At 63.5% G+C, this 20,115-nt stretch carries 17 protein-coding genes and 1 tRNA gene; 7 read left to right on the top strand and 11 right to left on the bottom strand.

The features are described from left to right. The first annotated feature begins 226 nt into the window (after nucleotides 1-226). Nucleotides 227-1,261, top strand: coding sequence for an NUDIX domain-containing protein (locus LMI96_RS05750; protein ID WP_228360785.1), 1,035 nt, complete (start codon nucleotides 227-229; stop codon nucleotides 1,259-1,261). Between the two features lie 165 nt (nucleotides 1,262-1,426). Here the strand turns inward: LMI96_RS05750 and LMI96_RS05745 are convergent, their stop codons facing one another. The 4 genes from LMI96_RS05745 to LMI96_RS05730 form a co-directional block, all read right to left on the bottom strand. After that, nucleotides 1,427-2,710, bottom strand: a complete 1,284-nt coding sequence (locus LMI96_RS05745) for an HNH endonuclease signature motif containing protein (protein ID WP_223721593.1) — start codon at nucleotides 2,708-2,710, stop codon at nucleotides 1,427-1,429. An 89-nt stretch (nucleotides 2,711-2,799) separates the two neighbouring features. Further along, entirely contained in the window at nucleotides 2,800-3,186 is a 387-nt protein-coding gene (locus LMI96_RS05740; RefSeq protein ID WP_223721592.1) for an RNA-binding S4 domain-containing protein, read from the bottom strand. Continuing rightward, nucleotides 3,183-3,884 (bottom strand): lysoplasmalogenase family protein, encoded by a 702-nt coding sequence (locus LMI96_RS05735; protein ID WP_223721591.1) that lies wholly within the window; start codon nucleotides 3,882-3,884, stop codon nucleotides 3,183-3,185. The genes LMI96_RS05740 and LMI96_RS05735 overlap by 4 nt, the downstream gene beginning before the upstream one ends. A 24-nt stretch (nucleotides 3,885-3,908) precedes the next feature. Next, nucleotides 3,909-4,490 (bottom strand): GNAT family N-acetyltransferase, encoded by a 582-nt coding sequence (locus LMI96_RS05730; RefSeq protein ID WP_223721590.1) that lies wholly within the window; start codon nucleotides 4,488-4,490, stop codon nucleotides 3,909-3,911. Nucleotides 4,491-4,708: 218 nt separating this feature from the next. Between LMI96_RS05730 and LMI96_RS05725 the strand changes: the two genes are divergently transcribed. Further along, a tRNA-Pro gene (locus tag LMI96_RS05725) sits at nucleotides 4,709-4,782 on the top strand. A 135-nt stretch (nucleotides 4,783-4,917) separates the two neighbouring features. Here the strand turns inward: LMI96_RS05725 and LMI96_RS05720 are convergent. Further along, the gene (locus tag LMI96_RS05720) at nucleotides 4,918-6,054 is read right to left on the bottom strand and encodes a site-specific integrase (RefSeq protein WP_223721589.1); all 1,137 of its coding nucleotides are present in this window, start codon (nucleotides 6,052-6,054) and stop codon (nucleotides 4,918-4,920) included. A 76-nt stretch (nucleotides 6,055-6,130) separates the two neighbouring features. On the opposite strand from LMI96_RS05720, the gene LMI96_RS05715 reads away from it, so the two are divergent. Both LMI96_RS05715 and LMI96_RS05710 read left to right on the top strand, forming a co-directional pair. Further along, nucleotides 6,131-6,271 carry a hypothetical protein gene (locus tag LMI96_RS05715; protein WP_223721588.1) on the top strand — a complete coding sequence of 47 codons (141 nt, stop codon included), beginning with the start codon at nucleotides 6,131-6,133 and terminating at the stop codon, nucleotides 6,269-6,271. A gap of 357 nt (nucleotides 6,272-6,628) precedes the next feature. After that, nucleotides 6,629-7,249, top strand: coding sequence for a Fic family protein (locus LMI96_RS05710; protein ID WP_228360784.1), 621 nt, complete (start codon nucleotides 6,629-6,631; stop codon nucleotides 7,247-7,249). Between the two features lie 146 nt (nucleotides 7,250-7,395). Here the strand turns inward: LMI96_RS05710 and LMI96_RS05705 are convergent, their stop codons facing one another. Genes LMI96_RS05705 through LMI96_RS05695 form a run of 3 tightly spaced genes read right to left on the bottom strand, consistent with a single transcriptional unit; the run spans nucleotide 7,396 to nucleotide 11,653 of the window. Further along, a complete protein-coding gene (locus tag LMI96_RS05705) occupies nucleotides 7,396-9,186 on the bottom strand; it encodes an SAVED domain-containing protein (protein ID WP_223721586.1) in 1,791 nt (596 codons plus the stop codon). After that, nucleotides 9,183-10,649, bottom strand: coding sequence for a ThiF family adenylyltransferase (locus LMI96_RS05700; RefSeq protein ID WP_228360783.1), 1,467 nt, complete (start codon nucleotides 10,647-10,649; stop codon nucleotides 9,183-9,185). The genes LMI96_RS05705 and LMI96_RS05700 overlap by 4 nt, the downstream gene beginning before the upstream one ends. Beyond that, on the bottom strand, nucleotides 10,646-11,653 hold the full coding sequence (locus tag LMI96_RS05695) for a nucleotidyltransferase (protein ID WP_228360782.1): 1,008 nt from the start codon (nucleotides 11,651-11,653) through the stop codon (nucleotides 10,646-10,648). The genes LMI96_RS05700 and LMI96_RS05695 overlap by 4 nt, the downstream gene beginning before the upstream one ends. A gap of 306 nt (nucleotides 11,654-11,959) precedes the next feature. Between LMI96_RS05695 and LMI96_RS05690 the strand changes: the two genes are divergently transcribed. From LMI96_RS05690 to LMI96_RS05680, 3 genes are read left to right on the top strand one after another with little or no spacing between them, the layout of a single operon-like run. Further along, on the top strand, nucleotides 11,960-12,328 hold the full coding sequence (locus LMI96_RS05690; protein ID WP_033107435.1) for a helix-turn-helix domain-containing protein: 369 nt from the start codon (nucleotides 11,960-11,962) through the stop codon (nucleotides 12,326-12,328). A 3-nt stretch (nucleotides 12,329-12,331) separates the two neighbouring features. Continuing rightward, nucleotides 12,332-12,883: an ImmA/IrrE family metallo-endopeptidase gene (locus tag LMI96_RS05685; RefSeq protein WP_223721583.1), complete on the top strand. Its 552-nt coding sequence runs from the start codon at nucleotides 12,332-12,334 to the stop codon at nucleotides 12,881-12,883. 7 nt (nucleotides 12,884-12,890) lie between these two features. Beyond that, nucleotides 12,891-13,703, top strand: coding sequence for a TIGR02391 family protein (locus tag LMI96_RS05680; protein ID WP_228360781.1), 813 nt, complete (start codon nucleotides 12,891-12,893; stop codon nucleotides 13,701-13,703). A gap of 322 nt (nucleotides 13,704-14,025) precedes the next feature. Here the strand turns inward: LMI96_RS05680 and LMI96_RS05675 are convergent, their stop codons facing one another. The 3 genes from LMI96_RS05675 to LMI96_RS05665 form a co-directional block, all read right to left on the bottom strand. After that, a complete protein-coding gene (locus LMI96_RS05675) occupies nucleotides 14,026-14,502 on the bottom strand; it encodes a hypothetical protein (protein ID WP_223721581.1) in 477 nt (158 codons plus the stop codon). Between the two features lie 68 nt (nucleotides 14,503-14,570). After that, nucleotides 14,571-17,633, bottom strand: coding sequence for a hypothetical protein (locus tag LMI96_RS05670; protein WP_228360780.1), 3,063 nt, complete (start codon nucleotides 17,631-17,633; stop codon nucleotides 14,571-14,573). A 303-nt stretch (nucleotides 17,634-17,936) separates the two neighbouring features. Beyond that, a complete protein-coding gene (locus tag LMI96_RS05665) occupies nucleotides 17,937-19,895 on the bottom strand; it encodes a recombinase family protein (RefSeq protein ID WP_228360779.1) in 1,959 nt (652 codons plus the stop codon). Between the last annotated feature and the right edge of the window lie 220 nt (nucleotides 19,896-20,115).

Below are 20,115 nucleotides of genomic sequence, written 5' to 3'. Positions count from 1 at the left end.
GCACACGACATGTGCTGTCGGCACAGTGCGCGTGCGGATGCGGCGGAGGCGCCTTTGTGAGCTCGTACAGTCGTGCGCGTCGTTCTCGCCCGGGAGGTTCTCGGGGCGTACTCGCGCGCGCGTGATCCCAGATCGCGTCACCCGGTGCGCGTTGGATCGCCGTGAAAACCCCTTGGTTCATGACACGTGTCGTTTCGTCGTGGTGCCGGTGTGACAGGCTGGAGCGATGACGATTCTGCCGCCCGAATCCGGCGAGCCGCGGCGCCCGCAGGGCCCCCGCGATCCGGGTGATGCCTGGGTGGAGGCGCCTTCGGGTGAGCGGTACTGGGGTCGGTTCGGCGCCGCGGGCCTCCTCGCGCTCGATCCGGAACTCGGTGTCCTGTTGCAGCACCGTGTGGCGTGGAGCCATCACGGCGGCACCTGGGCGCTGCCCGGCGGTGCGCGTCACGAGGGCGAGTCGGCGACGGATGCCGCCATCCGTGAGGCGACCGAAGAGGCCGGGGTGCCGGGTGGGTCTGTTCGCCCGCGTCTTCTCGGTGTTCTGGACCTCGGGTACTGGTCGTACACGACTCTTGTGGCGGATGTCGTCGTGCCGTTCGAGCCCGTCATCAGCGATCCGGAGAGCCTGGCGTTGGCGTGGGTGCCGGTCGCGGAGATCGATGGGTATCCGCTGCATCCGGGGTTCGCGAGTTCGTGGGTGGGTCTGCGGCGCCTGCTCGATGTGCGTCCCCTGGTGATCGTGGATGCGGCGAACGTCGTGGGATCTGTGCCCGACGGATGGTGGCGCGATCGCGCCGGGGCGACGGCTCGCCTGATCGAGCGCATCGCGTTGTTGGCCGATGCAGGTGTTCCGGCAGCGGCGTTGGGGTTGGATGCGGCGCACTGGTTCCCGGAGTTCGTGGTCGTTCGCGAGGGTGCCGCGCGGGGCGCGAGCGCTGAGCGAGGTGCGGGTACTGCGCGTGGTGCGGGTGCTGCGCGTGGCGATGACGCTGCGCCTAGTGACGGCGTCGCGCCTGATGCGGATGCTTCCGAGGCGGGCGGTTCTCGTACGGATGGAGCGGAGCGCATCAGCGATGCCGTTCGGGCCGTCGATGCGCCGGGTGCGGGGGACGACGAGGTCGTCGCGCAGGTCGTGCGGGCGACCGCATCCGGATACCGGGTGACCGTGGTGACGAGCGATCGCGAGCTTTCGGCGCGCAGCACTGCGGCCGGCGCGGACGTGCGTAGCGCGGGCTGGCTGCTCAACCTGCTCCCGGAGTAGCGGACGGCACCCGAGCGCACTCCCGCCCCGTCCCTCCCGCGGCCACGCTCCCGCCCGTCCGCGCGGGCACGCTTCCGCCCATCTCTCGCGCAGGCGCACTCCCGCTCCCTCCTGGCGGGCACAGACCCATCGCCGCCACCGGGCTCGCACCCTCATCACCCCGGCTCAGGACGGTGGCGGGTCGACGCTCGAGGCGAACACGACGCGGTTCTCCGCAGTGTCGGGGTATCGGCGTCCGAGGGGGCTCGTCCACTCCAGATCTCCGTGCGGGAGTTGACGCACACTCCACGCCGTGGCGTGCTTCAACGAGTGGTGTCGTCGGCAGAGATGCGCGAGGTTGCAGACCGCGGTCGGACCGCCGAGCGCATGATCCACGGTGTGATCGAGGTCGCACCGGGAAGCGGGCATTCGGCATCCGGGAAAACGACAATGCCCGTCGCGAACCATGAGCGCGCGCCGCATCTGCTCGGTCGGGCGATATCGATCGACCGCGAGCACGCATCCGGTGATCCGATCGGTGAAGATTCGTTCCCACCCGGTCGCGCTGCCCGCCAGAAGTCGGGCCGTCGCCGCGTCGATCGGTCCGGAGCGGTCGAGTTCAGCCGGTCCGTCGTCGCCCACGAGACTTGTCACCGGGATCGTGATCCGAACCGAGGCGCGGATTGCCGAGAGCCCGCTGCCCTCCCCGGGCCCCGACCCCACGGAATCGGGCGTGCTCGTGAGGACGAGATCGCTCAGCAGGTCGGCGCGGAGCTCGTCCATCGTGCGCGGGTCGCGGTCGTCTGCGCCAGTCGCGTCGTGGATCTGCCGAGCAAACTGTGTGAGCCGGTCGTGCGCGCCGTGCGCGAGAACCGACGGCAGAATCGCCAGCAGCTCGCTCATGCCATCGTCGAGATCGCGCACGAACACGCCGCGTTGCCGGCTGGCCTCGGCGTGGCGCTCGGTGAGCGACCGTGGTTCTGCGCGCTCCGCCAGCCGACGAGCGACGGGCCGCAGGCGGCCGGGCGTTTCTCGCTCGGCCACCGCGAGAACGTCTCGCTCGAACGCGGCACGTGCCTCGTCATCCTCGAGGTGGATGCCGGCCTCCGCAATCACCCGCAGGTGAGCGCGGGAGATGCGTGCTTCGCCGAGAGCGGCCAGCGACAGTGGGAGTCGCCGCGCGATCGCCGATGACTCGACGAGCTGGCGCTGCACGGTGCGATCACTCACGCGGAGTGCGGAGGCGAACTCGGCCGCGAGCGAACGGATCGGCATCTCACGGTCACGGGTCGATCGGTCGGTGACGCGAGACATCTGATCTTCGGCGATGGCGGCGGCGGTCGCCATCAACGTCACTTCGAGCGCCTGCATCGCGGCGATCGTCGAGCGGGCGTTCTCGACCCCCAGAACCAGCGCATCGAGGAGTGCGACTTCGGCCTCGATGGGGCTCAGCGTGCGCTGTTCGGACATGTTCCTATTGTCGCGCGAACCTCGGACATTCGTTCGAACGTCGACGGTGCACCGCAGAACGCGCGCTCGGCGAGGCGGCGAGGAGGGCGTCACTCCTCGGTCGTATACCCCCGGAGCCGATCGAGGTCGCGGCGTTCGCGTTTGGTCGGGCGTCCGGCGCCCCGGTCCCGCGTCGGCACGAACGGCACGGATTCCCGGGGAGGCGGGGGAGGCGTCTGATCGTCGACGGCGGCCGCGGCGAGCGGGGCACTGACGCGCTTCGTGATGGTCTGGCGGACGACGAGGATGCGGTCGAAACCCGCGATGCGCACGCGCACCTCGTCGCCGGGTCGCACTTGCTGTGCGGCCTTCGCGCGGTCACCGCCGATGCGGACGTGCCCGGCGCGGCACGCGGTCGTCGCAGCGGAGCGTGTTTTGTAGACGCGCACCGCCCACAGCCAGGAGTCCACGCGCACGGGGCTGACCGCATCCGTCATCGTGCCACCGCCTCGCGCGCGCGTGAGGCGGTCACGACGCCGACGACCAGCAACGCCTGCCCGAGGCAGTAGGTGACCATGACGAGCGGGCTGGTCCAGTCGGGCATGGCGTCGGGGAGGAAGAGGCGGAACGCAAGGACCGTGTCGGATGCGAGGAAGAACGCGCCGCCGGCTGCGATCACGGGGCCGCTGCGCGCGGCCGTGAATGCGGTGCCGGCGAGCACGACGCCGTAGGCCGCGACCGGAAGGGCGAGTGCGCCGAGGTGCGGCCACAGGAGGACGAGGAGGAGGGTCCACCAGGCGGCGTAGATCCACGACCACGCGGGTTGGCGCGTGCCGCGCAGGTGACGCACGAAGAGCCAGATGTACGCGAGGTGCGCGAGACCGAAGCTGAGCAGCATGACCGGCAGGGTCGGTGCGAAGGGGAAGAATGTCGCGGCGCCGTCGCCGAGCCAGGAGAAGGCGAGGGCCACGAAGAGCAGGGTGAAGGGGGTTCCCCATCCGGACCCCCGTCCGGCCCAGGGCGCGGCGACCGCGAGAACCGGCATGAGCGCCAGTTTCGTCGGTGCCGCGACGGCGTCCGCATCCAGGGCGAGAGCGGTCACGTGCACGAGGGCGAGCGCGGCGAAGGCGACGAAGCCCCACCACCAGTTCTGCGGCAGTGCGGCGCGGGAGTCGGGTTTCGCTGCGGTGCCCACCGCCCCACGGTAGCGCGCCCTGCCTCAGGTCAGCGCGAGCGCGACGATGGGGCGGTCGGCGCGTGCCCGGGCGGTCTCGACGAACCCCGCGCCCCGAAAGGTGCGAAGCGCGCCTCGGTACAGCTCGTTAGTGCTGGCGTCGGTGACATCGGTGTCGACCGGATAGGCCTCGAGGAGCCGAGCGCCGTGGCCGCGGGCGAAGTCGATGGCGTGTGTAAGGAGGGTCCTCGCGACGCCCTGTCGGCGGAACTCCCGCCGCACCGAAAAGCAGCTCACCGCCCAAACCGTCTCGTCGTCCCACGGCTCGGAAGAATGTGCCGCGTAGATTCGGGTGCGCGAGAGGCGGGGTAGAAGCGTGCGTGGGCCGACGCGCACCCAGCCGGCGGTCTCGCCGTCGATCTGTGCGACGAGCCCCGGTGGCGTGGCGGCGAGGGTTTCCGCGCGCATCAGCTCGGCACGCTCCTCGCGGGTGGACCGCGAGTAGTCGGCGTTCGTCAGAGTCCACCATTGGCACTGGCATGATGCGCCGTCGCCCCCGCCGGTGAGCGCATGTTCGACGTCATCGAAACGGCCGGGTCCTGCGGGAAGCACGGCGACGGGGCTCATGGCACGAAGGTACTGGTGGCCGCCGACACGGTCTACGGCGGGCGGATGCAGACACGGAGCGCACGGCGGTTCGCGGGCGGTCACGGGGTCGGCTAAGATGGTCTAGTTGCCCGCGTGCGGGCGACATCGGGATGTGGCGCAGCTTGGTAGCGCACTTGACTGGGGGTTAAGGGGTTCACCCTTCCCGGACGGCCCGAATAACTGAAAATTGAATGCCACGGGCTGTGGCGCAGCTTGGTAGCGCACCTGACTGGGGGTCAGGGGGTCGCAGGTTCAAATCCTGTCAGCCCGACAGATGTAAAATACCTGATCAGAAGGTATTTTTATGAAGTCGTGAGATCGGTAAATCGCCGGTCTTGGACCCAAATATGTACCCGTTGAACCCCTTGACTCGACATGGTCAAGGGGTTCAACCATTTCTAGCTACTCATCGCCGCCTCCTTAGGTGCTGGTTCATGCGTTCTGCGGCGTTCTGCAGTGCGCTGTCGTCAGTGTGTAGGTATGCACGTGTTGTCTCGACGGATGCGTGCCCGAGGATGTCGCTCACGACATGGATCGGGATCCCCGCGTTTGCGAACCAGGTTGCACCCGCGTGCCGAAGGTCATGACGGCGCAACCCCGGAAACCCGAGTGATGCAACCATCTGATCCCAGCCTGTTGCATCACGCAACGCTGCGGTGGTCATGACGCCGCCGCGCGGTCCACGCAACAGCGGCAGGTTGCGTGCCCGTTGCACTGTGAGTCTGCGCAGCGCTGGCTCAAGTGGCTCGATGATCGGAACGCGGCGAACTCGACGCCCCTTTGGCGGCTTGATGCTGAGGCCGCCGGCGCCGGGGAAGCACTGACGCTCGATCGTGACTAGCTTGCTCGTCCAGTCGACGTCGCCGACGATGAGTCCGGCTACTTCTGAACTGCGCGCGGCGAGGAATGCGCTGAGCATGATGTGGTCGCCGTAGCTTTGGTGGATCGCAGCGCAGGTCTCAGCGATCCGTGCAACCTCATCGGGCGAGGGAACGGGTCTCGTACGCTGAAGTTCCGTGTTTTGGTGGTAGCGTCTGCCGGCGCGGTCGCGTACGGGATTGCGAGCGATGAGATCATCGCGCACCGCTTCATCGAGCATCCGTGTCAGCGCGGCGATCGTGCTCTTGAGTGTGGAGCGAGAGTGCTCGCTCTCCCAGAGGTCGATGGTTCGATCTACGAGCCCGGTCGTGATGTCGTGAATGCGCAGATGCCCGAGGGCAGGCAGGACCCGGAGTTGGAGCCCGGCACGATATCCGGTGGCGGTCGAGGTTGGGTCGACGCCGCGGAGGAATCGGCCATTGATCGAGAGTGCGTAATCGCTCAAACTGATGAACGGATCGATCTTATGAATCGAACTCGCCCGCATGAGTTCGAAGAACTCCCGGGCGCCGACCTCATCGTCAACCGTGACCGAGCGGCTCCGGCGCTCGCGCGATGACGGGTCAGTCCAGCGGACTCTGGCACGAAATCGAGATCCTCGTTTCAGCGTGTCGAGGTGGAGGCGAGTTCCGGGCGGCGGGAGAGCGGGTGGGCGAGTGATCATCCGATCAAGGATCTCGCCTCATTGATGTAAGTATTCCCCGCCCTTCTGTACGAGATATTGCCGTGCGTCCGCCACAGTGATCAACGAGGTCGGCGGACTCCAACTTGCCTCGGAACTCCTCGAATACGCTGCCCCAGCCGTCATCCGCGAGAACCGCATCCGCCGCAATGAGACGGTGAACTCCCTCACGGCGGAGCAGGGGCTCGGCAAGAGCTGATCGTGCGGGCGTGATCGATTGTTTGATCGGCCGTGCAACCTCAAGCCTCCCTCGTGACAGATACCTGCCACATGTATTGAATCGGGAGGCGCACTGCCCCAGCGGTGGATTCCTGACCGATTCCCGCCTCTCGGTGCCTAGAAGGCCCCAGAATGGTGCGGTAAAGTTGAGTGCTGCCACACGAAATGCATGAAGGAGGACGGTGATGAAGCGTAAGGCGATCGACCAGGACGCTGTAAAGCGTGCCGCCGTACGCTCCACACGTGAGTCAGCGTCGCTGGAACGACGAACCGTGCCGGCAAACTATGTTCGGTCTGCAAAGACCGGGCGCTTCGTCGTGGCCCGCAACACGCAGAAGTGACGCTCGATCCGGGTTACGGCGAGACTCCGCTCCCGTTCGATGAGCTGGATGCCCTGACTCCGGCGGCTCGCGAAGCCCTTGAAGAACCGATCACTAAAGCGGCCGTCTACGACCTCGAACAGGCCGTCGAAGCCGAGGTTACCGAACAGCTCATCACTGACGTTCTCGAAGACCGACTCGGGCTCGACGAGCTGCTCTCAGACCGCTTCCTGCGAGAACTGCACCAAAGACTGTACGGGGATATCTGGATCTGGGCAGGGACGCACCGGCGTCATCTCTTCAATCTCGGAGTCGACCCTGCCTACATCGCGCTCGAGTTGCGGATCTCTATCGAAACCATCCGGTATCGATGGGATCACACCGAGGACTGGACACCGCGTGAACTCGGTGTCGCTGTGCATGCTGAATGCGTGCGGATCCACCCATTCACTGATGGGAACGGCCGGAGCACCCGCCTGTATGCTGATCTGACGTTCCTAGCTGCTCAGGAGTCAGAGGACGTCGAGATGTACGACTGGTCGATCGACAAGAAGCCGTACGTTGAACTGCTCCGTGCCTATGATGTCAATCGTGACCCCACGCCGCTCGCGGCCTTCATCCCCATATACAAGCTCTAGCGCCGCGATCTGCAGCACGATTTTGTGACGGGTTCTTAGCCACGTAGCTAATACAGTCTGCGTATTTGTAGTGGGCTCGATCGTCGCGGCCTACTCGGTGTGTCAGGAGCCCGAGACGAGACTGGGAAAGTTGGGATGCTCTTGACTCAGCACCCGCTTTGTTCTTCCAAGACGAGTACGTCTGTGATTGGCCCTCCGGCGATTCCAGGTTCGAGGATTAGGGCTGGCGAATAGCGCGAATCACTCGTATCGCTGATCTCCCACTCGTACACCACCGTGCGGAGGGTGTTGAGATAGCGGCCGATGAGGATGGCCATCGGATAGGGGCCGTGGAATGCAAGATGTACCTCGGCACGTCCGTTAGTGGCGGCTAGTTGTTTTATCTGCCGCGCGATGGCAGCGCTGAGCCGTCCTGCTTCTCTAGAATCGATCCGATCTGATCCGGCAATTGAGATCACGGCTGCTGTCGTGAACGGTTGTGTTGAATCATGCAAGAGGCGTTCAAAGGCTGTCTCATCGGGGGCGGGCGTCAGACTGATGAAGATCGCGGCACGATCTGGGACCTCAGGTTGTCGTAGCCCTGCAACTATGAGTCGCGTGCTGTCGAGCTGGGTGGTTATCGGATCGTCTTCGGGGGTGACGGACGTCCAGATCTGATCGCGAGCATCGAGCACCTCGACGTTGCCGATCTTGGTTTCGGGAAGGGCTGCTCCGATAGCAAGGGCAACCGAGAGGTGTGCCCCGCCGGAGATCCGTGCAGTTTTCGCGCCGGAGGCGTACACGGCGTCTCCAGTGAGCGGGAGAGTCGTCTTGAGGTGTTCAAGCCCATCGCGGGAAGGAAGACGTCCGTTGTCGGATGACTTGATGCGGATGTGCAGGTCGTCTTCGTCGGCTTCGAGGGCAAACGGCGTGGGGCGGGTCTGGACACGGATGCTGAACGGCCGCCCCTCCTCGCGGATTCTCGGTCGTCGCTGCTCGACCCGGTGCATGAGTAGATCACGCACGATTTCTACTTCACCGGTCGGAGCCAGCATGTTGCTTTGTTTCTTGTCTGCGAGCGTTCGCGCGGGTGAGAGTCGTAGGAGGCGGTCGGGTCCGTCGTAGTCGCACTTCGATCCGTTCCCAACCCGGGGGATCGCATTTGCGATACACAGGCTGAATGCCGAATCGTTGTCGAGTTCGAGTAGGCGAGGCAACTCGCGTTCGCGAACGATTTCGCTGTAGACGATCTCCGGGGTCACGACGAGAACACCAGCCGAGAGCCCTTTGGTGAGCGCCTGTTCGAGCCGGTCGATAGTCGTCCCGGCTCGCAGATCGCTGTTATCTCTCCACACGACAAGCCCCGCGGCTCTCAGCAGGCCCTCGAGAGATTCGGCATGGGGCGTTCCGTCTGACTGTCGGTACGAGATGAAGACCGGACCGTCTCCGCGCACGGCTCCATCGGGCAAGGGGCCCAAGGGCGCGAACCTCGACGCTGGGAAGGAAACTTCCGCTTTGGTACTGGTGATGCGACCCAAGCGGTGCCGTTGGGCGACCAGTCCGATGAACGGATCGGTTCGGCCAGGCGCATAGACCAGCAGCGCTACTGGGACATCGCTGCTTTTCGCGATTGCACGCATGGCGGCGACGTCCGTCGGACTAGGCCCCGAGGGGGCGGGATGACTGTGCCATTCGCCGATATAGCCTGTCGGATCGTCATCTGCTCGTCCAGCGAGGAATTCTTCAAGGAGCTCGTTCGCCCGGACGTCGTCTCGAACGTAGCGATTAGTGCCGGCCTGCCCGTCGACAGTCAGGGCGTGGGTAACAACGATGTTGCGTCCCTCCCTGTACCCGAGAAGGACCCCGCCCGCTTCGAGCGGAAGCTGCTTTGCATTCTCGGAGGCGATCGTCTCGTGAGCATTGCCGCTCAGCTCGATGCGAGCAGGCAAGCGCGTCACAGTTCACCTCCTTGTGGGCTTGATGCGATGGTTCGCACCTCTCCCGCCGGATGGAGCGGGCTGTTCGTCAGTAGTCCGAGCGCATGTCGTACCGTTGCTGCAGCCGCTTCAATCACCGCGTACGGCGGAGTTGGTGAGATTGGGCTTCCGCATCCAGCTTCGAACACATCCGCTGTGGAACGCTCGGCATCGAGCGCCGAGGGCGGGTGAGGAGTGGCGCCGTCGAGTGGCGGTAACACGTCGATGCGGTACGTGGCACCATCGTTCTGAAGCGCAGCCGAGAGAACGCGTGTTCCAAGCGACTTGGCCGAGACATGGAGGAGCGCCGTGGTCGCGAAGTCAGCAGTCGCATTGACAACAAGATCGTGATTCTGAAGAAGCTCGACGGCTGCGTCGCCGGAACTGATGTTGTCATCAACGACTTCGATGTCGGAACCCTGGATGTCGGCGCGAGCCACAAGGTGACCCTTTACAGCTTTGCCCTTCGTCAGCCCGACGGCTTCGGGGCCAACGAGATGGCGAACGAGGTTGCCCGGCATCACGACGTCTCCATCAACAAGAGTCAGATGGCGGACACCGGATCGCACGAGCGTGTCTGCCACGAAGGAGCCCAGTGCGCCGACACCAACGACAGCGACACGGCGATCACTGAGCGCGAGGGCAAGGACGCCTGCCCGAGCCTGTCTGGCCGCGTTGGTATCTGCTCCTGAACGCAGACGTCTGACGGCGATCCCACCGGCGGTCGTCGGCCAGACGTCCAGAGCGATCGCACCGTTGTGAGCACCACGTCGATAGATGAGAACGAGGACTGCCACTGTGTGGTCGCGAATCCGGCGGTCCAGATCCACTGCGGGATCGATCAGCGCTGAAATGTCTTCCCACGTTCGGGGAGGAGCGGCCACCTCGCCAAGGTCGGCAACGTATCCGAACCGGTCTTTGCTGTGTTTCGAGACCTTCGCTGGTCGCGTGCCTGTTCCGATTCGCATGACGTCGTTCTTCGCGGGACGGAAGCGCACAAAGCCGTTTCGGTGCTGCTCGAGATCATCGTACAGATAGACACGAGCGTCCTCGGACAGGTCGAAGTACCGGTCGAGGTCGAGATCGGGACGATCGTCTGGCCAACCGGCGTCTGCTCGTTCGAACCAGGCCGTGATGTGCTCGACGAACTCGCTGGCCTCGGTCCACCACAGTCCGTCATGATCGTCCTCGGCGATCAGGCACAGTGAGCCGTTGAGTTCTCGGTGCCAGGACCAGGGCACAAGATCGAGCTCAATGGGGACGACACGCGGCGGCTGGAACGGGAACCGCGATCGTAGCGTGATGAGCACTTCCGTAGCTCTACCGGAGTGCGAGATGGGTCCCCGCCATCCGGCGTCGCTTTCGGTGAAGCCGCCACGGATGAGACCTTCTTCAAAGTGTTGCCGCGAGTAGGCGATGTAGTCGTCGTACTCGGTCAGGCTCACCCGAAAGTCCTTGTGCCGGCGGGCACCACCCGGGCGCCAGCAAGGATTGCGGACGCGCGCTTGCTGCCGTCTTCGTTGAAGCCGGGCGGCATCGGGAACACCGTCTTGTCGTCGCCGTTCTTGCCAAGGAGTTTCTGGAAGGCGAGCGCCGCCTTGCCCTCATCCTCCTCTGCCAGGGCATCATCCGCTGAGATGGCTGCATCCGCGAATCGAGTTCGCGCCGCTTCGAGTTCCTCGTCCGAGGCGCGTATGTGAATCGTCGCACCAGCCAGGGTGGGGTCGTTCACGCCGATCCCGTATGTCACGAAATTCTCGATGATCTTGCTTACCTCGGTGAGTGCTGACACGTAGTATTCCGCTTGGTCACTCCCTGACACGGCGCCCGACGCGAAGGCCTGGTAGGTCGCCAGTTCGAAGAAGAAGCCCCCAGGCTTCTTTTTGCCGAGTTGGGCCCGCCGGGTCTGACGGAGCAACTTGACCGTAGGCACGTAGTAACCATCGTGAGCCGCGTTCATCTCGCTGGACAGCGAAGTTAGACCCTCGGGGGTTGTGCGAACCCACTCGTTCTCGTCACCCTTCTGCGGGATCTCCCATGTCTCTCCGTCCCAATGGGGACGGGCCGGGACGGCGTCCACGTAAAGGTCGTACTCGGGGAAGGAGACCTGGAGGCTGCGGTCCTGACGCTTGGTGCGTCGGTGCCCGTCGGAGTCAGTGCCGAATTCCGCGTGCAACACGGCAAAGAACTTATCGAGGATGTCCTTCGATGTGACGTCGCTCGGCATGTCAGGGAGGCGCACGAATACGTCGACATCTTTGATGCGTTTGATCGACACGTTGCGCTTGTATGAACCGATCAACACGGGGGAGACGCCGTACTCGGTGAGCTTGGCGTCCGCCTCGAGGGCATCGCGGACCAGCCGATGCGCTTCTGGCGCGTTGGTCTTGTCATCGCTGGGCTCGATGGAACTCAGCGCATCCTTGAACTGCTGTTTGAGGTGAGCCATCGGCTCCTCCGATTCGGATTGTAGGGGGTCGGTGTTCCGAGTCTTCCTCACACCACCGACAGTGCGAGGAAGACTCGGAATGGGGGCTATTTCTTCTTGCCGCTCTTGCCAGTGCTCTCGTTGGTCGTCGTCTTGGGGTGACTCTTCACGGTTGACTGCTTCACAAAGCGCCCGGTGATGGCGCTACGCCCTCGCTTACCTGCCATTGCTCTCACCCCCCTTGTGTTCCAAATTCGATGTCGTGTTTCAATTCTAACACAGCCGTGTCGAGAGTGACTTGGTGTTGCACATGTGAGACACTCGAGTATGGCCAAAACAACGATCAACACGGCCGCGCTCTACTCGGCGCTCGACGCTGCCCGCCAAGAACGCCAGCTCTCGTGGCGAACGCTGGCAGGTGAGATCGGTGTGAGCCCGTCGCTGCTCTCAAGGCTCGGCAACGGACTGAAACCTGACACCGACGGATTCGCAACGATCATTGCGTGGCTCAGGCTCCCTGCCGAGGGCTTCTTTGAGCGCGATGGCGAGAGCAATGCCGACGACGCGCGTGAACCAGATCTCATGGCGCAGCTCGCGCCCCTTCTCCGGGCCCGTAAGGATCTAAGCGAGACGGATATCAACTACCTACAGCAAGTAATCGGCCTCACCGTTGAACGCGCTCGGGCGAAGGGATGATCTGTGCGTCGCGGATTCAAGACCGAGGCGAAGCGCCTTGCGCTAGAGCTTCGGACTGAAATAGGCCTCGGCGCGCACGCGCCCTTCGACCCGTATGCCTTCGCGTTGGAGTACGGAATCGCTGTCGTTCGACTCAGCGAACTCGACGGAGCAGCCCGCGAGCATTTCCTGAAAGAACAGGGGAGCGCGCTGTCAGGCGCGTTGATCCCAGACGGCACAGGAGCTGTGATTCTGGAGAACGATGCGCAACCGCTCACACGGAGGCGGACCACAATGTGTCACGAACTTGCACACGTTGTTCTTGAGCACTCATTTGGTGTCTCGCTGTCCGACGAACGGAAGTGCGGCCTCGGAGGCCAGCAGGAGGAGGAAGCCGACTGGCTCTCTGGCGAGATGCTCATTCCCTACGACGGCGCCTTCCGGCTGGCCCGAGCCAACGCCACAGATGAGCGTGCAGCTCAGGTGTTCGACGTGAGTCTTGCGGTTGCCCGCTGGCGAATGAACCACAGCGGAGCGCGCAAAGTCATGCAAAGAGCTCGTGCCAAATGGGCGTGAACCACACATGACCAACTCGATCAGCGCCTTTCCCCTCGGGACTATCGAGGGCGTCGCCAAGATCGTCGGTGACCTTTACAGCGGCACCGAACTCACACGCATCATCGCCGAGGTGCCGCTTCGCTCTGACCCGGGCGAAGGACACACCAAATGGCGTCGACTCGCCCACGCTGTCTCCAGCAATCAAGCAAAGATCGGTAACGGGAATGCGCTGGTAGCTCTCGTGCGGGCGGCAATGCGGCCGGAACGCACACTCGATCGCAAGTCCCGCGCAGACATCGCACGCGATGAACTCAATCAGGTGCTATCGCTGGTGAGCCTCAGAGTGCTCGCTGACGGACGAGTAGCGACGGCAAAGAGGGCGTCTACTGACACTGAGGCGCTGGCTCGCTCTGAGCGGCTCTACAAGATTCTCGAACAACGCGGAGCACATGCTGAAGTGCTTGCGTACTGCCGCGAAGACCTCCTCCGCAAGGATTACTACGAAGTGGTCTTTGAGGCCATCAAGGGTCTGGGGGCACGAATTCGTTCTCAGAGCGGTGTTGATGCCGATGGATACGGCCTCATCGAGAAGTCGATGGCCGGCTCAAGCCCATTACTCCGGATCAACGAAGGGCTAACCCGAACCGAACGGGACGAGCAACTCGGCATAGCCAACCTCGCGAAAGGTCTGTTCAGCGCCTTCCGGAACCCCGTGGCTCACGAGCCCAAGCGGTACTGGACGATGAGCGAGCTGGACGCACTTGACGTTCTGGGAACGCTGTCCATGATCCATCGTCGGCTGGACACAGCGACCTCACGGAACGGTGAGGGAACCTAAGCATTGCTGGAGCTATTTCAGTCGACCTAACAGCGCGGATCGCGAGCGCGGATGCGTCGCTAGCTGTAGGTGGGGTTGTTGTTGCTGGGTTATCGATCAGTAGTCGATTCCCCGCCGCCCGAGGCCTGACCACCCTCCTGTGACCGACGTCGCCACGCGATCAAAGTTGGCCAGCGCACTCGGGCGTAACGATGCTGACGCAAAGTCGCTTGTGGGTGACGACTGGGCCGACGTGGAGCAAGCATGGGCGGCGGTCGCAGGTAGCCCAGCCTCCCGCTACAGGTTCCAAAATCAGTTCGCCAAGCTCGCAGCGTGCTGCAGGCTAGGCCTGCGTTCGCGGATCGAAGCTAGCCGCAGTGCGCGGCACGAGAGTGGGCTCGATCGCCTCACCGAGGTGGTGGATGCGCCAGCTGCTGATTGGCACGACCGCGATCTCTGGGCGCCACACGAGTGTCACGTGCATTGTTGCGGGGACGGCGGCGATGTCATCGTTGAGATGCGCATCGGTTTCGACGAGGCGCACGTAGGCGACGTCCGGTGCCCCGATACCGAATAACGCTGTGGTGCTGATCTTGAGACCTGATGAGAAGACGGATCGAGCTCGGGAGAAGTCTTCCCAGGTGCCAAGCGATTCGGGAGTGACGAATGCGCCGCCTAACAGTTCTCCAGCATTCGCTTGTTCCATATCGAGGCCGGTACGAAATACATCGACGAAGAGTGATGGGTGCCAATCGGGGAGCGACTCGTAGGTCACCATCGCGTCGTCTTCTTCGGTCCAGTCAGTCGGTTCGTCGCTCATCTGGCCATAGTGGCAGGGGGCACCGACATGAGGGCGAGGCGGTCCTCGGTTGCGTCGGAGTGTCGGATCTAGGGGGCCTCTGCGCCGCTGAGGGCCGTGCGGACGCTGTACGCGGGGTCGTCGGCCAAGACAGCGCGCACATCTGCATGGTTCCCATTGGCTTGGTCCGTGAGTGCGCGTGCGAGTGCTCGACGGACGCGCGCGTCGGGGTCCCGCGCCAAGCGGATGCCGAGGTGTTCAGGTTCGCCGTGCTCAACCCACTTCAGCGCCACCAGACTTCGGATAGCCCATCCTTGCATCGAGAGAAACGCAAGGTCGTCTTTCACCGTGTCACCGAGACGTTGCAGCGCGATGGTCGGCCAGTAATCGGCCTTTTCGCCGAGCAGCGCGTAGACGACGCGTCGGACTTCTCTTCGCTGGTTATCGTTGCCTGCGAGGCTGGCGGCAAGCGCTAGCGCCTGCCCGCTACTTCCCTGGGGCATCCCGTTCATCCGGAAGCCGCCGAGCTTGTGGGTGTACTGGCCGTTGAGTTCGTCGTACTTCGACGGAGTGGGCGATTTTGCGAGTCGCATGGCAGTCTCAAAATGACTTGAACGGTGGGCTTTATTGAGATGACGTGTGAGATTGCCTGCCGCGTTTAGATAGTCCGCGCGATCGCTCGAGCCAAGGTGCGGATCATCTGCGCGAATCAGTAGTTCGGTAACCGCGGTGTTGATTGAGTCTGAGGGCAGATGACGGATGAGAAGTGAGTCGCCGATCGCATTCGTGCCGACGCTGTAGACGCCGGCGACGTGGGCAAGCGGTGTGGTGAGCCGCGCCAAAGCATCGGTCGCGACGGCCGGATCGATGTCGGTCGGGTTGGCGAGTGCCAGCGTTTCCTGTGCCCAGTGGTTGCGTGCTGCGGCGAGTACGGTGAGTCCGTCGCGTGCGAGCGTCTCGTACTTGCTGATCGCATCGTGGGCAGTCTCACTTCGCGCGCCCTGCGCTCTGCCCAGAAGCGGCACAAGATGGGCGATGGCCCGTGGAGCGAGGTTCGGATGGCTGAGCGCGATTCTCGCCACAGCAAGCGCTTCATCGTCATCGTGGAACCGGTAGTGGTTTTCCTGCACCTCCGGTTGCCGCTCAAAGTGCTCCAACGCGGCGGTCGCCGGTTCGAGAGCGATGCGGCCGGCAATACCCGCCAATGCTTTGATCGCGTTGTTATAGCGCGAGGTGGCAAAGGAGCGCAGATCGGGTCGGGTACCTTCCTCGGCTGCTGCGAGCTCCGCAACGATATGCTCCGCGATGAAGTCCACGAGGGTGTCGGGTACGAGATCCGCCTGGGAAGCGATGAGGCGGTAGGTGGCGCCGACCGTCCAGTAGTTCGGCGCGCCCAGATTTTCCGTGATGTCAAGGAATTGAAGCGGCAGTGACTTGCCCAGTGAGTCGATCTGTTTTGTCGCACCGACCTGCGCGAGGTGATGAGCGGCGAGGGTAGGTTCGTCAGAATCGATCAGGATCGAGGCAAGCACGCGCCGCGCGCGTTCTTCTTCTACCAAGTCGCTAGTCGCGACCGCATCGCGCAGCGCGCGCTGCGCGGAGATCGCCGCAGATCGCAGGGTGCCCTCGTTCAGTCCTGATAGCGCGTCGACGTAGGCGTCATGGGCCGTCGGCACGATTGGCCTTGAGGTGCCCATTTCCCGGACAGCGGTTTGCAGAGGGAGTAGCTCGTTGCTTGTGAACGGGTTCCAGCGTGAGCGGAAGGAACGCCTGCTGAAGATCCACGTCGATGCTTCGCCCCACTGCGAGGCAAGCGACGCAAAGCCGGAGGCCTCATCCCAGGCCAGGTCGGCTTTCTTGAACTTCTCGTATCGAGCGAGGCTGCGTGCGTGGCGAGCGGCGATGAGTCCGGAGACGCTATATCCGTGGGTGATCTTTCGAGCATCGGCAAGAAGCTCTGCCCAGTCCTGCGTCGACTCGGCGATGATCAGGCGAAGGCGCGTGCGTCGTATTTGATCGAGACCAGGGAGACGGGACAGCTCGGCCAGGGTGGGGACGGCGCTGCTCAGCCAGTCGGAGCGGTCGTTAGCAATAGCTGTTTCGCCCGCAAGGAGCGCGAGGCGCGCCTGGTCCTCGGGCTCCCCAAGCCGCAGCTCCTTGATGTCCGGAAGATAGCCGAGCGGATTCATGTAGAGGTTGATCGCGCTTTCGGCGACCTTGCGGCAGGCATCTACTGTTGGGGCAATGTTGGCCTGAGTTGTTAGCTCCGCGAGACGTGACTGCGTTATCTGGGCGGTTGTCGCGAGGCCTTGCTCGAGTGCCGACCAGAACTCATCGAGAGTGTGGCGTGCCGCCTCCTCGGCCCGTCCGTTGAGAGCCAAGAGGCGCACGCGCTCCTTGTCGTGAGACGCCGCATGAGGCTTGAACCCTGCATTTTGCAGGGCAGCCTGCCCCTTCTCGATGAGCGCAAGCGCCTGTTCGGGATCGGTCGTTTCAGCCGCCTTGTCGAAGAACTCCTGGGCGCCCGTGGAGACCTCTGGGGTGCGTGCGATTGCCTCGCGCACCCCGGCAGCATCGGCGGTGGGGACTTGGGTGACGTCGATCTTGAACTCGTGACAGAAAGCCTCGGCGGTGGGCATACCGAAGTACTCGATCACGATCTCTGGCCGCTTACGCAGGAACGCCGAGAGTTCCTGCGCATCCCAAAGGTCGAGAACGATTGGGTGAAGCTCCTTGCGCTGAACAGCGAGTTCCTCGACTGCGCCGGTGCTCTTGACGGCGCATGCCACGCCTAGGATCAGGCGCTGAACCGTGAACGGCTGCTCCACATTGCGGAACTTCTTGATCGCGGCGGTGAGTTGAGATTTTCCGAACTGCTTGTAGTTCTTGCTCTGGAGAGCGACGCCCGCACCGTCCGGCGCCAGTGCAACGATGTCGAGTCCGAGTTGGGCCTGCCCGCGGTCTCCGTAGAGCTGGGCTTCGCGAAGTCCTTCGACGTCTCGCATCATCCGCAGTTGAAGGCGCTCGAAGTTCTCCCAAGAAAGGGAGGTGAACGGGAGCTCCTCGAGCTTGCCGATCACCGGAGCCGGGGTGGTGACCGACGCTGGCGCGTACAGCGATGAAGCCAGCGACAGAGGTTTCCAGTCAGCCATAAATTTCCCGCCTCGCCCAGCTCCGATCGCGCCCTGAACTAGGGCCGAACCTGTCGACTCCATCCTACGAGGGGCGCTGAAGGGCGCTCCTTCACCAAGACCGATGCCAATCGCAGAGGACACCCCCTCACTGGTCCGCATCTCATGCGGCGGAGAAGGCCGGGGAGCTCGGCGGTCGAAAGCGGGGGACCAAAAGGGGACCAGAATCATGCAAACCACGCATCGCGTGACGTGTTCTGCATGATCTGATCCGCAGAACTATGCGTTTCTTGGCCCGATTTTGGCGGTTTGGACGCCTGGGGGTCAAGGGGTCGCAGGTTCAAATCCTGTCATCCCGACCATATTGAGAATGTTCCAACCTTTGGACAAAGGGACCTTCTCGGAGGTCGAAAGAGAATCCCTCGCAGAAATGCGAGGGATTCTCTTTTTTGTTGGCGCCTCAGCGCGCGGGTCAGCGATCTCGCGCTGCGCGTTCCAGGCGTGGAGGGCACCGTTCACTTCGGTGCGTTCGCTATCGATGACAAGGGTGTCGTCGTCAACGTGCACGACGAGCTGGGTGAACATCGCGCCGAGCAGATCGCGACGGACATGGTCCGGCACTCGGTTGTAAAGCTCGATCGGGTTCGCCAGCATGTCGACGTAGGCGAGGACTAGCTCAGCGCCGTAGTTGAGTCGCTCCTGCGTCTGCACAAGCTTCTCCTCGATGACTCCCTTCTTCAGAGAGACCTGCTCAAGCCGTTCGCGCAACTTGTCGATTGCCATCGCGCCGTCCGCAGCGAGTTCGATCAGGCGGTCTTCTTGAGCTTCTAGCTTCACCAACTCCGACCGAAGACTCTTCTTGACCTCACGGTCGGAGGCGTGAAACTCGTCGACAGTCTTAGCAACCTCGGCGCGGATGGCGTCGAGAGCGTCGGGAGTGAAGCGTTCGATGGCGACAGCTCGTGCCACTGCCGCTTCAAGATCGTCCATTCGGATGGAGCCAAGTTGGCAGCCTTCGCGCTGCTTGCCAGAGCAAACCCAGTACTCGTACGTGCCGCCGTTGCCCGCACTCTGGCTGTAGACGAGACGGCGCTTCTTCCCCTCGCTGCCACAGCGGCCGCAGTACATCATGCCCTTCAGGTAGTGAAAGTGAATGAGGTCGCGGTCTCCCTTGCGGTTACGGCGGCTCAAGATCTCTTGGCAGGCAAGGAATGTCTCCTTACTGATGATTGGCCTATGACGTCCGGGGTGGATCTTGCCCTTGAAGCGGATGACCCCCGTGTAGTACGGGTCCCGGAGCAGCTTGGCGAGCGCGCTCGCCGACAGTGGCTTGGCAGGGCGCTTATGGGACGGCCGGGTGGTGAGCCCTTGGTCCTCGAGCATCGAGGCGAGCTGCCAAACGGAGTACTGGTTGGTGGCGTACTGCGCGAAGGCCCACGCGATGATCGGGGCGCGCTGCGGGTCGACGTCGATGGTGTTGACGAGTCGGCCGTCATAGTCTTTTCGGACGTTGAGGTAGCCGAGCTTCGCCCGCCCCACGCTGCCACCGCGCTCGACCTTGTGCGCGAGCTTGGCTCGGATGTCTTCGCCGGACATCCGCACCTGGACTTCGTTCATGATGTCGGTGATGGCTTCCATGGCGTCACCCATGTAGCCGTCGCCGAACTCTTCCTTGGCGGAAATGAGCCGAACGCCTTTTTCTTCAAGGCGCCGCTTCGTGATGGTCGCGTCAGCGAAGGAGCGGAACGCACGCGAGCGCATGTAGATGACGACGTAACGCACGCCGGGGTTGTCGTCGATGTACTGCAGGAGCTTCTTGAACTCGGATCGCTTCTCGATGGTCTGGGCGGACTGTCCGGGCTCGACGAATTCACGCACTATTCGTGCTTGGAGTTGTCGAGCCTTCTTCAGTCCCCACTCGCGCTGAGTCGCGATGCTGTTTCCGTCCTGGTCGAGGTCGGCAGAGGTGTTCATCTGACGAGTCGTCGAAACGCGCAGATAGAGGACGGCGTCGCCTCCTGCTGTCACGGTTCCACTTCGGTCTTCGTTTGACTCGCGGAAGAGATGCTCCAGGCCGGTGGTGGACGTTAGGGGTGACGCGGTTGATGGGGTTTGTGGACTATATGGGCTCACGGGCAGGGCTCCTTCGGTTAGGTCCTCTGGATTAACCCTCTGTTGGCCCTCGAAGTCCAGGCCTTCGGCGGCGCTCCGGCCCTCCAGGTTGGGTTCCACCGGGGGTGCGCCATTGTTGTAGAAATCGCCTCGGTTGTCATGTTCGGTCATGGCATCCTCCGTCGTCTTGTGGTTCGGGTATCGGTCGGCTTACTGGACGACCTCGATGCCGCCGGGAGCGCCCGTGTGTGGGGCGAGGTCGCCGCCGGGGGCCGCTGTAGCCGGCTGCGGGGGACCGAGGCCGCCAGCGGGCGCGTGTGGCCCGAAGGGCGCGCTCCCTTCGGGCCGGGTGGACGGACTTGTGGCAAGGAGGTTGGACTCAGCGATGCCG

Source organism: Microbacterium sp. cx-59 (assembly GCF_020805625.1).
Classification (GTDB): Bacteria; Actinomycetota; Actinomycetes; order Actinomycetales; family Microbacteriaceae; genus Microbacterium.
The sequence above is the reverse complement of the archived record's forward strand: the minus strand, read 5'-3'. Positions and strand labels throughout refer to the sequence as shown.